This is a genomic window from Methylobacterium sp. 1A (assembly GCF_058072805.1).
Map to the genome: position 1 here is coordinate 2557682 of NZ_JBYQVE010000001.1, position 12122 is coordinate 2569803.

General features: G+C 70.0%; 18 protein-coding genes. 13 read left to right on the plus strand and 5 right to left on the minus strand.

Annotated elements, in window-relative coordinates:
• Positions 1–11: 11 nt before the first annotated feature.
• Positions 12–305 (plus strand): hypothetical protein, encoded by a 294-nt coding sequence (locus tag ACX9MN_RS12545; protein ID WP_447685999.1) that lies wholly within the window; start codon positions 12–14, stop codon positions 303–305.
• On the opposite strand, the gene ACX9MN_RS12550 is transcribed toward ACX9MN_RS12545, so the two are convergent.
• On the minus strand, positions 250–1284 hold the full coding sequence (locus tag ACX9MN_RS12550; RefSeq protein ID WP_489724600.1) for a hypothetical protein: 1035 nt from the start codon (positions 1282–1284) through the stop codon (positions 250–252). The two genes, ACX9MN_RS12545 and ACX9MN_RS12550, sit on opposite strands and share 56 nt — an antisense overlap.
• 720 nt (positions 1285–2004) lie before the next feature.
• On the opposite strand from ACX9MN_RS12550, the gene ACX9MN_RS12555 reads away from it, so the two are divergent.
• Together ACX9MN_RS12555 and ACX9MN_RS12560 are read left to right on the plus strand one after the other, a co-directional pair.
• Positions 2005–2208 carry a hypothetical protein gene (locus ACX9MN_RS12555; RefSeq protein WP_489724601.1) on the plus strand — a complete coding sequence of 68 codons (204 nt, stop codon included), beginning with the start codon at positions 2005–2007 and terminating at the stop codon, positions 2206–2208.
• A 250-nt stretch (positions 2209–2458) separates the two neighbouring features.
• Complete coding sequence (locus ACX9MN_RS12560; protein ID WP_489724602.1) at positions 2459–2737, plus strand: hypothetical protein; 279 nt, start codon at positions 2459–2461, stop codon at positions 2735–2737.
• Positions 2738–2932: 195 nt separating this feature from the next.
• On the opposite strand, the gene ACX9MN_RS12565 is transcribed toward ACX9MN_RS12560, so the two are convergent.
• Both ACX9MN_RS12565 and ACX9MN_RS12570 read right to left on the minus strand, forming a co-directional pair.
• The gene (locus ACX9MN_RS12565) at positions 2933–3661 is read right to left on the minus strand and encodes a hypothetical protein (protein WP_489724603.1); all 729 of its coding nucleotides are present in this window, start codon (positions 3659–3661) and stop codon (positions 2933–2935) included.
• Between the two features lie 114 nt (positions 3662–3775).
• Positions 3776–4225, minus strand: coding sequence for a hypothetical protein (locus ACX9MN_RS12570; RefSeq protein ID WP_489724604.1), 450 nt, complete (start codon positions 4223–4225; stop codon positions 3776–3778).
• Positions 4226–4490: 265 nt separating this feature from the next.
• Between ACX9MN_RS12570 and ACX9MN_RS12575 the strand changes: the two genes are divergently transcribed.
• The 10 genes from ACX9MN_RS12575 (at position 4491) to ACX9MN_RS12620 (ending at position 9954) form a co-directional block, all read left to right on the plus strand.
• The gene (locus tag ACX9MN_RS12575) at positions 4491–4862 is read left to right on the plus strand and encodes a hypothetical protein (RefSeq protein ID WP_489724605.1); all 372 of its coding nucleotides are present in this window, start codon (positions 4491–4493) and stop codon (positions 4860–4862) included.
• Positions 4859–5116, plus strand: coding sequence for a hypothetical protein (locus ACX9MN_RS12580; RefSeq protein ID WP_489724606.1), 258 nt, complete (start codon positions 4859–4861; stop codon positions 5114–5116). The genes ACX9MN_RS12575 and ACX9MN_RS12580 overlap by 4 nt, the downstream gene beginning before the upstream one ends.
• Positions 5113–6021: a hypothetical protein gene (locus ACX9MN_RS12585; RefSeq protein ID WP_489724607.1), complete on the plus strand. Its 909-nt coding sequence runs from the start codon at positions 5113–5115 to the stop codon at positions 6019–6021. Before ACX9MN_RS12580 ends, ACX9MN_RS12585 begins: the two co-directional genes overlap by 4 nt.
• 65 nt (positions 6022–6086) lie before the next feature.
• Complete coding sequence (locus tag ACX9MN_RS12590) at positions 6087–6437, plus strand: hypothetical protein (RefSeq protein ID WP_489724608.1); 351 nt, start codon at positions 6087–6089, stop codon at positions 6435–6437.
• Positions 6434–7153, plus strand: a complete 720-nt coding sequence (locus tag ACX9MN_RS12595) for a hypothetical protein (protein WP_489724609.1) — start codon at positions 6434–6436, stop codon at positions 7151–7153. Before ACX9MN_RS12590 ends, ACX9MN_RS12595 begins: the two co-directional genes overlap by 4 nt.
• Before the next feature lie 68 nt (positions 7154–7221).
• Positions 7222–7962: a hypothetical protein gene (locus ACX9MN_RS12600; protein ID WP_489724610.1), complete on the plus strand. Its 741-nt coding sequence runs from the start codon at positions 7222–7224 to the stop codon at positions 7960–7962.
• Positions 7962–8417, plus strand: a complete 456-nt coding sequence (locus tag ACX9MN_RS12605; protein WP_489724611.1) for a hypothetical protein — start codon at positions 7962–7964, stop codon at positions 8415–8417. The genes ACX9MN_RS12600 and ACX9MN_RS12605 overlap by 1 nt, the downstream gene beginning before the upstream one ends.
• On the plus strand, positions 8418–8660 hold the full coding sequence (locus ACX9MN_RS12610; protein ID WP_489724612.1) for a hypothetical protein: 243 nt from the start codon (positions 8418–8420) through the stop codon (positions 8658–8660).
• Positions 8653–9288 carry a hypothetical protein gene (locus ACX9MN_RS12615; RefSeq protein WP_489724613.1) on the plus strand — a complete coding sequence of 212 codons (636 nt, stop codon included), beginning with the start codon at positions 8653–8655 and terminating at the stop codon, positions 9286–9288. The genes ACX9MN_RS12610 and ACX9MN_RS12615 overlap by 8 nt, the downstream gene beginning before the upstream one ends.
• 450 nt (positions 9289–9738) lie before the next feature.
• The gene (locus ACX9MN_RS12620; protein WP_447685983.1) at positions 9739–9954 is read left to right on the plus strand and encodes a hypothetical protein; all 216 of its coding nucleotides are present in this window, start codon (positions 9739–9741) and stop codon (positions 9952–9954) included.
• On the opposite strand, the gene ACX9MN_RS12625 is transcribed toward ACX9MN_RS12620, so the two are convergent.
• Positions 9947–10471, minus strand: coding sequence for a metallophosphoesterase family protein (locus tag ACX9MN_RS12625; protein ID WP_489724614.1), 525 nt, complete (start codon positions 10469–10471; stop codon positions 9947–9949). The two genes, ACX9MN_RS12620 and ACX9MN_RS12625, sit on opposite strands and share 8 nt — an antisense overlap.
• A gap of 115 nt (positions 10472–10586) precedes the next feature.
• Positions 10587–12053 (minus strand): tyrosine-type recombinase/integrase, encoded by a 1467-nt coding sequence (locus ACX9MN_RS12630; RefSeq protein ID WP_489724615.1) that lies wholly within the window; start codon positions 12051–12053, stop codon positions 10587–10589.
• Between the last annotated feature and the right edge of the window lie 69 nt (positions 12054–12122).

Genomic DNA, 12122 nt, shown 5'->3' on the forward strand with positions numbered 1-12122 from the left:
ACCTCGCCGGGTTGGCGCTGGCTGTCACGGACGAGTTCGCCGAGTTCGGGGAGAAGGCCCTGCCCAGGGCCATGCAGTTCAGCGTGAACGGCGTCGCCATCGACGCCGTCCGCCGCTTCCGCGAGCGCATGCCGGCCATCCTCGACCGCCCCAACGGCTGGACGATGGACGGCCTGGCCTACACGGCGGACAAGGAGGCCCTGTCCAAGATCACCTCCCTCGGGCAAGTGAAGGCGACCATCTTCCAGGTTAGTAGTAGGAGGGCGGTGGCGGGCCAGCCAAGCCAACGATGTTGGGATCGGTGAACTTTTGATTTCCCGACTTGTAACGTATCCAGATTGCCTGGTCGGAACGTGCGGCATTGAACACGGGCTGGTCGACCATGTTGACGAGATCGCAGTGATCTGACGTTTGCAGCGCGTCCAATTTCTTTATGAGTTCCTCCATGGTTGCCCGACCGTCCATGTGACCGATGAGCTTGTTTCGCACATGCCTAACCCGGCGGTAGGTGGCATTGAATGTCGCATTCGCCTTGAGTGCTTGCAGGGAGGAAGGGTCACCAATGCCCTCAGAGACCATCACCTCAAGAAGACCGTTGATCGAGTGCGGGTTGCGGGTGTCCATGATCACGCTGTCGACCATGTTCTGAGCATGCATAAGCATGTCGAGCTTCGCGTGCATGGCCACGCCGGGCAGAACCGAGTTGGCTAGGCAGTTGTTGAAGAGGTACTCCGATAAATCATAGAGAGCCTTTGAGCTATGATATCGATAGAAGGCCCCAGGTAGCTCACCCTTCGTGATCTCGTGGACGGCATTTCCAGCAACGCACAGGTAATTGTTTATCAGGCGGTACCCAGAAAGAAAGTCTTCGACGTACCTGTCGAATACCAGCGGCACGAGGACGCCGAGATTGTGGCCCGACACCCCTCCCGACAGCTCTGGCAGGAGCAGGCGCGGATCAGGCGAGCTGATCTCGGCGGCCATCCTGGCCACCAGCGGGGCGATCTTCGCGTCCGTGATCTCGCCGGCGGCCGAATGCCCGACGAAGAAATCAGCCTCTTGCTTGTGTGCCAGTAGAGCGTCCCGAATCCTTCGCATCCGTGGCTCCTGGCGAACCTGGACGATGTCCTCGAAGGCCATTGCGTTGACGACGATCCTGAACGCCAGGTAGCGTCGGATAACATCGTTCGGCGCGAGCCTGATCATCTCCGCGTAGAGCGCAGAGCCCTGCCAGAGAAACGTCTTCTTCGCTTCGAAATCCGTAATCACCGCCGTCATCGTCATGCCGTTCCCCGTGTTGGCGTGCCTCCCTTCGGGGATCACCGCTCGCCCCTGATGTAAGCATCGAGCCGGCCGATCGCTGCCCGTGCCAATCGAACGAGCACCGGTTTCATTCCGATAGGCCGCCCGGGATCCTCGACCCTGAACAGGAGGGTCCGCTTAGTCCACGACAGGCGCAGGCTCCGCGACGGCGTGACCGCGCTCCTCCTCGGCAGCGAGGCGGGGGCGCTCGTCGATGGCCGCGCGTTTGCCGGCTGCAGCGCCGCCCTGCACGCAGTCGGACATGCCCTGCATCTTCGTCGAGGTCCGCCGCTTCTAGGGCGCCGAGTTCGGGATTAACCAAGTCGCGACCCAGCGGACCTACGAACTCAGCATCGGCATCGTCGGCCAGGGGCCGGCCGCCGCCCTTATCGCCCCCCAGGATCCCGACGCCGAACTCTTGCGCGCCGACACCCTCGACGAGGTCGCGCTGCCGGTCGAGCTCGCCCCGGCCGCTCGGAACGTAGCGGGCCGCAGCGCCCCCTGGGTCTGCCGGTCGGCACCCTTGGCAAGGTCATCGCGCGCCCGGGCTGGGGCATCGAGAAGTGATCTCGGCCAAGCCCCTGGTCGGGCAGGTCCTCAGGTCACATCGCGAATGCCTCGATCACTGAGGGCATCTACATCCCGAAGGCCGGCACGGGGTCGTTCGCTGTGTTCGGTGCGGCGCCGGCGGTGCCATGCACGGTGACCATCAACAGGCGCGCCGGCGGCCTGGGCGGGACCAGCACCAGAATTGGCACCAACACCTGGGTAGCTGGCGCGACGCATGGCACGTTCAACATTCCGGCGTACGTGACCGTGCTCGCCGGCGACGTCGTGGAGTTCGTTTTCCCCACGAGCCAGGACAGCAATGCCGCCGTGCTCACCCTCAACCTAGCGGTCTACTGACCAGCCTCGGATCCCCGTTACCTGCCCCGGGACGCGCCGGGGCAGGCGTGTCGGCGTTCGTCCGACAACCGTTGCAGATTATAGAAGTAACGGGGGACGCCAAAATCGATGTCCAGAGGCCCTGTGGGTCGGCGTCACGGGGTTATCCCCAGCCCGGCCAGGAGATCGGTAACCGTAGATCGCCTCTCAGCTGGACGAGGAGTCCGGGCTCTGAATCTATGATGACGACTCAGCCGGACGGGAGCCCGCCATGAACCTGGAACGCGACATCAAGCTGGCCGAGGGCGGGCTCACCCAGGTCCTGTTCGCTGCCCACCTGCAGGGCCAGGCCAAGGCGGCCGCTCTCCGGCAGGCGAGCTCGGACAACGCCGTCGCGTCGGTGGACCGCCTGGGCCGGGAGCTCCTGGCATCCCGCCGCCGGGAAGCCGCCCTGGCCCGCCGGATCGCGGAGCTCGAAGCCGCCCTGCGCAGCGAGCGCGCCCGTCCCCGCGCGGCCGACTGGGGCACCGGCTACGCCCGCCGCGCCTGAAATCGTACGCCGGCCTGCATTTTCCCCTTGCGGGTTTCCCTGTGCGCCCGAATCCGCACGCACAGATACCGACAGGGGACGCACGTAGGCCCCGCGCGGGCGCAGAGAGCCCAAACGAAAGGGCCCCCGGGATTACCGGGGGCCCTCTTTCATTCCGCGTCCTTGTCCTGCGGCGGTGGCGGCCGCCGACGTCGCTCAGCGAAAGGGCACCGGGCGGGGCCCGGCCTCCGTCAGCGCGTGCTCGTGCAGGTCGTCGAGGAACTCATCCACGCTCTCCGCCGCGCGCTCGGCGCATGAGCTCCGGGCGAGGTCCTCGATGACGGCCTCCCGGCGCGCCTCGGCGGCGGCACGGGCTTCCTCAAGGCGCAGGCAGGGGGCGAGGTTCACGAGCAGGTCCCGCTCCGACCTGGCGCGCAGGTGCCTGTCGAGGCGCTGGATGGGGCACGCGGCGACGCGATAGAGCTCGTCGTCCGTGAGCGACGTGAGCCAGAGGCGGACGTGCTCGGGCAGCGTGTTGAGGTCCAGGGCCTCGTAGCGGGCCGCGTTCCACGCGTGGTGGCGGACGTGGTCCTGCAGGGCGGCCGCCTCGGGATACCGCCCGCGCAACGCCTCCTCGAACCCCTCGGGGTTGGCGTCCTTGAGCTCGGCGATGTGCTGCTCAGCCCAGGCCGAGAGGTGTGCCTGGTTGTCGGGCTCCGCGCCGGCGGCGTCGAGGTAGGCGTCGGCCTGCGCTTCCGCCGCGCTGACGGCTGGCTGGGGCGAGACGAGGCGGCTGACGAATCGGATGGCGCCCGTCGCGGTGTCGACGACGGCCTCCGTGATCATGATGGCGGGCGCGGCGGCGGCGCGGGCGGCCCGGCCGGCGGCGCGGAGGGCCTTGCTGACGCCGGCGAGGGCGGCCTTGAGAACGGACCTGAGAGACATCTTGGAACCCCTTCCTTGTCGGTGTTTCGACGCCCTCGATTGTCTCCCGCCGCAAGCAAGGGACAACGAGGAGAAAACCGCGCCGGCGTGACGTGACGCCGACACGGGTTGCCCTCACGGGGCCGGGGCGCCGTGCTCCGCGTCCCAAGCGGCGACCTCCTCGGGGCGGGCCTGCCGCCAGAAGTGCCTGTTGGCATGAGACCGGACGACGATGCGACCGCCGGTGGCCGTGCGGGTGAACCCGAGGGGTGCCGGCCCCCGCCACTCCCACTCCTTGTACGTGCGAGCGTCCAGCGCGGCCGCGCGCGCCTCGATGCCGGCGGGATCCACCAGGTCCATGGCCTCGGTCTCCGTGAGGCCGTGGAGGCGGCCGCCGCGCATGACGACGAACCGGGGCAGCTTCTCGAAACCGATCTGCAGGACGCCGTAGACGCCGCCCTCGACGGCCTCGGGGTAATCGTCGCCGCCGTCCCCATAGTTCGCGATCATGGCCCCGCCCGGCGCCCGGCAGACGCCCGTCACGCGGTGCGTGAACTCGATCTCGTCGATCCCGTAGTCCCTCATCCCGTCCTCCTCCGTGCCGTTCGCACATTGGGAACGTAGCACTCGTGCGCAAGCCTGCAAGTGTTCGAAGGATTGGATGGTGAATTCATGAGTGCAGCGATTTGCACCCATACCCCCCTATATGGGTGCAAATCGCTGCAGCGGCCCTTTCGTCCTGGCGTCAACTTTGGCTGTCCTGGCGTCAACTTTCGATTTTGCTTGAAGTCTGGATCCCGAGTGCTTGAATGACGTTCCAAGTTTGCGAACGCCAGATTCGGAGGGACGGATGGAGCGGGAGGTCGGGTTCGGGATCACCGAGCGGCAGGCGCGGCAGGTGTTCGAGAGCATCCGGGGGCTCAAGGGCTGCGCCGCGAAGCTGGGCGTCGGCAGGGAGATGGCGGCCCGCTGGGCCCGGGAGCTCGGCGTCGAGATTCTCCCGCACGTCGCGCTGGTTCGCCCCGAGCTCCGCCGCGTCTCCGACGACGAGGTGCTGGCCGCGATCCTGGGGCCGCGGTCCTTGACGCAGGAAGCTCACCTGATCGGGCTCACGGCGGCGGGGCTCCTCAAGCGGGCCCGCGCCCTCGGGCTCCCGACCGACCCGCCTTCGCGCGCCGCCTTCCGTGCCGCCCAGTTCCGTAGCCGGAGGGCCGCGGCGTGAGCTGGCATCCCGACGAGGCCTACGACGACACCGCCCTGCAGCGTGAGGAGGCGGCCGAGGTCCTGTCCCCCGAGGCGCTGATCACGCGGCTCAGGCTGGCGGTCGCGGAGGCTGGCTCCCAGGCCGCGTTCGCTCGCCGCGCCGGCACCTCGCGGTCGCGCGTCTGCGAGACGCTCTCCGGCCACCGCCCGCCGGGGGACGCCATCCTCGCCGCCCTCGGCGCCCGCCGAGCCATCGTGGGAGGCCGGTCGTGAGCCGCACTGCCATCTCCGTCGACGAGTACGCCTACGCGGCCCCGGATCCGGTCAAGGTCTGCCGGATCCTTGACGGGTACGGCATTGACGCCGTCGCGGCGCGCTGGCCGTGGAGGTCGCGCAACGCCCTCATCAAGATCGCCCAGGCCGGCCGCGAGATCCTGCGCGGCCAGACAGGCGGCCCCCGGCCGTCCCGGCGCGCCATCCCGGTCGAGACCGAGGAGCGCATCCTGCGCGCTGCCCGGTGCCTCAGCTCGGCCAACCTCGCGGCAGAGGCCCTCGGCGTCAGCGAGAGCCTGGTCCGGACGATCCACCGCGAGCGTGGCGTCCCGATCCCGACGATGCCGGCGGCAGAGCGGTGCGCGAAGTCCGCTGCGACGCTCCGGGCGCGCCGGGCCGGCGTGCAGCCAGAGGTTCCGTCCCGGCCCTACACGCCCCGGCACGTGGACCCCGAGGCCGTCCTGGCCGCGTGGAAGGCGGGCAAGGCCGTCAAGGAGATCGCGCGCGAGCTCGGGTGTTCCATCGCCCCGATCTACCGCGTCCTGTCCGGCCGCGGCGCCATCCACGGCGTCCCGAAGAAGCTGCCCGACGACTCCGTCATCCGGGCCGACCTGCTCGCCGGCATGGGCCAGCACGCGATGGCGAAGAAGTACGGCTGCACCCGCGGCGCCGTCTGCCACCGCATCGCGGCCATGGGCCTGCAGGGCGCCAGCGCGCAGCCCCGGTCCGTTCGTAAGCTCCCCGACGACGCGACGCTCCGGAGGGACCGGCTTTCGGGCCTGAGCCTGCGCGCGGCGGCCGCCCGGTACGGCGTGTCCTCCAGCGTCGTCGGGAAGCACTGGAAGCGCCTCGGCCTCGGCGGCCGGGCCGAGGACCTCATCCACGAGCTCAAGGAAGCCGCCTAGCGGCCGTCGGGTCCGACTCCCGCACTTCACCCCGCACGACAACAGGCTCACAACAGGAACGTCAGATGGACCCGAACTTCAGCAAGATGAAGGAGGCCCTCCTCCACGAGGAGGGTGAATTCTACACCAGGGCCAACCCCTTCGTCGTCGGCGACCTCGTCACGCCGCGGAAGAACTCCTCGACCAGCGGCGCCGGCGAGACCCACCTCGTCATCGTCGTGCTCGATCACCTGGACCTCGACTACACCTTCACGGGCGAGTTCGGGTCCAGCAGCTTCGGCAAGCGCCTCGACATGCGTGTGCTCCGCTGGGGGAACGGTCGCTACCATGCTTTCTGGGTCGAGAGCGCTGAGTTCGAGCGCTGGACCGCCCCGGCGCGCGAGGACAATGACTTCCTGAACAGGAGGTCTGCGTGACCCCCAACCCGCTCCTCGAAGGCCTCGACGCGCTCGATGGCAAGGCGGTGCGCCTGCGCCTGATCGAGGCCCGCCGGGCCGCCGTGGCCTACGTCGCGGCGCACGACGACATGGGCCTGCAGCAGACCATCGAGATGACCGACGGCATCGTCCAGCGGGCGATGCGCGAGGCCGTCAGGTCGCTGTGCCGGATCATGGACGACTGCGCCGGCTCCCGGGCCGCGGCCGAGGCCGCCCGGTGCCTGCCCGTCCCGCCCGCCGTAAGGCGCCCCGGCCCCGCCGATTTCGCGGCGGCCGCGCAGGCCGGAGCCGCCCGGAACGCGGCCCGGCCGCCGTCCCCCATGCGGAGGCTCCCTTCGCCCGTGCGGGTCCCGGAGGAGTACGTCGCCGATGCCGCGCCCGTGGCGGCCGCTCCCCCCGCGCCCGTCCCGGCGCCCAAGCGCAGCGGGCTGGCGAACCTGCGCCGCCCCGTGGCCGAGGACGCCCCGCCCGAGCCGGAGGCCTCGACGCCGGCGCCGGCCGCCCCCGCGGTCGAGCATCCCGTCCCGCCGATCCGGAAGCCGAAGGTCGACGTGTCGCGCCTCGATCAGGCGAAGCTCAAGGCGCTCCGGGCCCGGTTCAACAACTGGAGCCTGCTGCCCTTCATCAGGCCGAACGGCGAACCGGACTGGTCGCTCCCGGCCTGGGACCCGGCCGACGACGAGATCCCCTTCTGACGAATCCCCCCGGCGCCGGGGGAGTGGCGCCGCCTACCGCAGCAGCCCGAAATCGAAGGGACCACCCTATGCGTATCCTGACCGATTACCCGCATGTGCCGTCTGAGGCGCTCGACATCCTCGTGCATCACGCCGGCGAGGGCCGCACCCCGCAACTCATCCGCGAGCTCGACTTCGCCGGCTTCCATATCGTCCCGAAGCCCGATCCCCGGGAGCGCGTCGTCCGGACGACGACGACCGTCGAGGACGGCCACACGGTCATCCGGGTCAAGATGCCGGAGCCCCGTCTCGGCACGGTCGCGATGCTCACCCCGGATGGGGAGCGCATCGTCCGCGCCGTCGCGACGGGAGACTACACCAACATCAGTGAGCGCGAGTTCGCCGCGCTCGTCGACCTGCGGGCTAAGATCGTCGGCCCCGACCTGCGCGACCTCACCGCCGCCTTCGTCGACAAGGTCGATTCCACGTCGGGCAAGCCCATCGAGATCAAGCTGGGCGAATGGAGCCAGGCATGGTGGGCGGCCCGATCCGAGGCCCAGAAGCCCTGCGACGTGTACGCTGGCCGACCCATCACGCACGAGGATTTCACGGGGAAGCTGGAGCCGGGGAAGGTGGACGAGGCCCACCAGGGCCACACCCAGGGACTCGACGCGGCGCCGACCCCCGACTCCATCGCTCAGGCGATCCGGGATTGCTTCGAGGCATCCCGCCTGACGTACGCCGCGGCGGAGGTCATCGGGCACGATGCCGTCAGCGAGATCCTCAACTCGGCTCAGCCGCCCGCCACGGACGCCGAGGAGGCCGCCTGATGCGCGTCCTGACCGACTTCCCCAACCTGCCGACCGAGGCCGTCGAGATCCTCATCCAGCAGGCCGGCGAGGCCCGCACCCCGCGCCTCGTCTGCGAGCTCGATTACGCCGGGTTCGAAATCGTGCGGAAGCCGGCGCCTACCGCGTCGGCTCCGACAGCCTGGATCCTCAAGGAGGTCGTCCCGGGCGAGGTCCTCGTCCAGCCTTACAACGACCGAACGAGCGTGTGCGACCACCAAGTGTTTGTCACCGCGAAGGCGCTGCTCACTCGGGCCACCTCCGGTGACCAGCGCGAGCTGACGGTTCGTACAGCCTGGATCTGCGGCGAGGACGCGGTGGAATACTCCGTCGGGCAGGCTCTCTCCCTCGCCCTGAGGCAGGCCCGCGAAGCGGCGGCCGCCTTCATCACCGTCACGTCCCCGGCCCCCGCCACGGACACCGAGGAGGCCGCCTGAATGCGCGCCCTCCTCACCCTGACGGCGGGCACCGTGGGTGCCTGCCTCGTCACCGCGGCCGGGCTGACGACGGTGCTGTTCGCGTTCGCCGGGCGGGCGCTCGACCTGGCGGTCGCGGCCTTCACGTTGGCCACATGGTCCCTCGGGTTCGGCTTGGCCTTCCTGACTATCGCCTTCCTCGGGCACGCGTCCGGCGTGCTGGAGCCCACCACCCCGGCCGCCAAGGAGTCCCCCGATGCCTGAGCGCTCGAACATCAGCCCCCACGCGTTTGACGGGGAGGCGGCGTGGGCCGCCCTCCCGGCGCACGTGCAGGCCCGCATCGGCGGATTCGCCCTGGAGCTCGGCGTCGCGATGGCCATCTCCGAGCACGCCGACTACCCGGCCCAGCGCGCAGGCGAGCAGGCATCCGAGCACGCGGCCCAGCTCCTGCGGGAGGCCGTGGTCGGCTACGACGGCGTGCCCGAGATCTCCTGGTGGGAGGGCGATCTCGGGGCTCCCGGCACGTTCCGGATTCCGTCCTGCCTCCCGGTCTGCCGGACGTGCGGGTGCAGCCACAACGACCCGTGCGACGAGGGCTGCGGCCGGCACTCGGACGGCCTGTGCACCGCCTGCGCCGAGGGGAAGTCCGACGCCGGCGTCGAGGCGGCCGCACCGCTCCAGCCCGGCGACGTCGTCGTGGGCGGCGTCACCAAGCGCGAGCCGCCGCTGCCCAAGGCGGAGGCCAGGGCGGTCGTGAAGGGCGCGTGCAGGGCCGTGGCGGCGTCCGAGCTCGCGCAGCCGGTGCAGCCCCTCGGCGGGGCGCTTAGGGACCTCGCCCGGGCCATCGACGACATGCACCAGGAGATCGAGGGGGAGAGCCATGGACACTGAGCGCGGGGACGTCACGCTCAGGAGCAGCGAGGTGACGACGCGCAAGGCCCGCGCCTGTGCCATCTGCCCGGACGGCCGCATGATCCCAGCCGGGTCGCGCTGCTGGTCCACGGCAATCATCGGGGACCGCGGGTTCCGGGCGGAGCACACCTGCCTCGGGACGCCCTGCCTTGTCGCCATGCCGAGGCCCGAGCCGGAGACGCTCCCGTGGCTGGGGGAGGACGAAGCCGCTTTCTGACGGACCTGGGCGCGGCCTGATCCCCGCGTCCAGGGTTACCGCCAGGTTGCGGGGATCCCTCGAATGCGAGGCCTGTCCCGAAACGAATCAAAACGCGTCCCTGCTACGGTGCCCTCGTCCTCACAGATCCTCCTCGCGGGATAGCGCCCCGCCAACCCCGATCCCAGCGCGCGTCATAGGGCCCATTGGATCGGTGCCCGAGGGGACAACCCGTGGCGAAGAAGACGAAGAAGGGGAAGGTGGTCCGGTGCAATCGGACCCCGTCGATGGTGCCGCCGCCGTGCGAGCGAGAGGTCGGGATATCGGCCGCGCGCGTCGCGCAGAGGCTGCAGCAGGCGCGGGAATGGCGGGCTCTCTGCCGCCAGCGCGCCGCTGCCAGGAGGCGCCGCGAGCTCGCGTTCGCGGCGCTCCAGGAGGATCTCATCTGAGCTCCTCGGGCACGGTGTCGCTCAGAGCCATCGCGTCGACGATGGCCGCGAGCGACACCGGCCTGTAGCCCCACACGTCCACGCCGACGTCGCATGACTGCGTCGTGCCGGGCAGCTTGCCGTGCGTGTGCCCGTAGAGGTGCAGGGAGCCCCGGAAGCACCTGGGCCACGAGCGCATGGGGTAGTGGCACAGGACGAGGTGCCGGCCCTCGATGGCCGTCTCGTAGATGCACTCATGCTGCTCCGCCCAGGGCAGGCGACGGGAGCGCCTGTCGTGGTTGCCGACGATCAGGATCTTGCGCCCGTTGAGCCGCCGGAACGCCCGCTCGACGGCGGTCGCGTCCTTCGACAGGGCGAAGTCGCCTAGGTGATAGACCGTGTCGCCCGGCGCGACGGTCGCGTTCCAGGCCTCCGTGATCAGCGCGTCGTGCTCCTGGATGGAGGAGAACGGACGCTTGCAGGCGGCTAGGATGCCGGCGTGAAAAAGGTGCGTGTCGGCGGTGAACCAGTGGGCCATGATGCCTCCAATTTTTTGGAGGCCGGCGCGCGCGCTCAGGTCCTCCTAGTGTCGGGGAAGGGGGGCGGCGGGCATGCGTTTCATGGCTGGATCTCCGGATAGAATCTTGAGGCTATCACGCGGGGGTTACGATTTCCCTGGCCGGACGTCCCTTCTGTGCGGCGCGCTTCTTCAGGAACTCGACCCGCACGGCATCGATGTCGAAGGCGGTCGCGCCGGCATGTTGCTCGACGAGATCCCACCAGGCTCGCATGACCGGGAGCTTGAGGTCGAGGCGGTCGTCGTCCGTGTAGTGCTTCTCCGACACGCTGCCCGGAGCGACGCCCTCTGCATGATCCAAGATGAGGTCGAGCACGGCATCGGGCAGGCGCAGGGCCCGGGCGCCATGCGACCGCAGCGCCCGGCGCAGGTCGTGCGGGCTCGCGTCGACGGGAAGGGCCGCCAGGAGATGGGTCAGCGTCGATTCCGAGAGGTGCCCGACCGGCGCCCCCTTCTTACGCGGCCGGTGCCCGGGAAACACGTAGACGGCCTCGGGCTCGATCTGCGCCTGCAGGGCCGACCAGACCGCAGGGGGGAGGGGCACGGCATGGTGCGCCTGCGCCCGGCCCGCCTCGCCGGTCTTGCGCCGGATCGGCGGCAGCTTCCACACCCCCCACCCGTCGTCGAGGGCGGCGAACTCGGCGACGCGAGCCGACACGATGGCGCGCCGGCGCTGCGCCGTGGCAACGAGCAGGAGCACGGCGGCCGCTAGCCGTGGATCCAGGAGATCCGTGCGGGCCAGTGCGACGAGGAGGCCGACGCGGTCCATCGTCGGCCAGCGGACGCGCTGCCGCGGCTCCTCTCCTTCCTTCATGCGGGGCTTCCTGGGGCGCTGGAGATCTTCCAGGTGCCCCTTGCTGACACCGCTGTCCCGCCGCGGCCCCGGCGACGCGAGCCAGGCGAACAGGTGCCTCAGGCGGACGAAGATCGCCTCGGCCTGGCGGTGGTGCGTCCTGTTCTTGGCGGCCAATACCGTGGCGATGTCATCCGCGGTGACGCTCGCGACCGGCATGCCGGCGAACGGCTTCATGATCGGGTGTCGGAGGTTCTTCCTCGCGTCGTCGTGCGCTGCCTTCCTCCATTCGGCCTCATGCGCTGCCAGGTAGGCGTCGACGGCGCGCGCGTACGTCCACGTCCGGGGTCGGGGAGGGGGCGCGGGCGGCGCGTCGTGCCTGATCACCTCCGGGAACACGTCTTCGAGGCGGACGATGCCGAGGTCGCCCAGCCGCCGGGCGAGCCACGTCGCCGACGGCCACCCGGCCCCCGACCGCAGCAGGTCGGTCGCCTCGCCGGCAACCTGCCGGGCCTGGGCCACGGTGAGCCTGTCGACGGGCCCGAGATCCAGGCGAACCGTCCTGCCGAGGCGCTCGGCCTTCCACCCCCATGACAGGGTCTTCGGGCTGACCCGGAGCAGGAGCCCCGGGGCCCGCTGGTCCCGGACGTCGACCGCCGGCACGCCCGGGCGGCGCTCGGCCTTGGCGCGCTCGATGAACGTGCCGGTGATGTCGACGGCGGCCTTCGGGGGCCAGGGTATGCGGGCCATTTTGGGCGGGGTTTCTTGGGCGGCTTTGGGCGGGGGCTCAGAAAGCACAGAAATGGGCCTGCCCGTCTA

Excerpts from the sequence above, each read along its gene's own strand:
- ACX9MN_RS12590 (WP_489724608.1), top strand. The coding sequence starts at position 6,087 with ATGGACCCGAACTTCAGCAAGATGAAGGAGGCCCTCCTCCACGAGGAG.
- ACX9MN_RS12605 (WP_489724611.1), top strand. The coding sequence starts at position 7,962 with ATGCGCGTCCTGACCGACTTCCCCAACCTGCCGACCGAGGCCGTCGAG.
- ACX9MN_RS12560 (WP_489724602.1), top strand. The coding sequence starts at position 2,459 with ATGAACCTGGAACGCGACATCAAGCTGGCCGAGGGCGGGCTCACCCAG.
- ACX9MN_RS12630 (WP_489724615.1), bottom strand. The coding sequence starts at position 12,053 with ATGGCCCGCATACCCTGGCCCCCGAAGGCCGCCGTCGACATCACCGGC.
- ACX9MN_RS12600 (WP_489724610.1), top strand. The coding sequence starts at position 7,222 with ATGCGTATCCTGACCGATTACCCGCATGTGCCGTCTGAGGCGCTCGAC.
- ACX9MN_RS12565 (WP_489724603.1), bottom strand. The coding sequence starts at position 3,661 with ATGTCTCTCAGGTCCGTTCTCAAGGCCGCCCTCGCCGGCGTCAGCAAG.
- ACX9MN_RS12575 (WP_489724605.1), top strand. The coding sequence starts at position 4,491 with ATGGAGCGGGAGGTCGGGTTCGGGATCACCGAGCGGCAGGCGCGGCAG.
- ACX9MN_RS12625 (WP_489724614.1), bottom strand. The coding sequence starts at position 10,471 with ATGGCCCACTGGTTCACCGCCGACACGCACCTTTTTCACGCCGGCATC.
- ACX9MN_RS12550 (WP_489724600.1), bottom strand. The coding sequence starts at position 1,284 with ATGACGATGACGGCGGTGATTACGGATTTCGAAGCGAAGAAGACGTTT.
- ACX9MN_RS12615 (WP_489724613.1), top strand. The coding sequence starts at position 8,653 with ATGCCTGAGCGCTCGAACATCAGCCCCCACGCGTTTGACGGGGAGGCG.
- ACX9MN_RS12570 (WP_489724604.1), bottom strand. The coding sequence starts at position 4,225 with ATGAGGGACTACGGGATCGACGAGATCGAGTTCACGCACCGCGTGACG.
- ACX9MN_RS12610 (WP_489724612.1), top strand. The coding sequence starts at position 8,418 with ATGCGCGCCCTCCTCACCCTGACGGCGGGCACCGTGGGTGCCTGCCTC.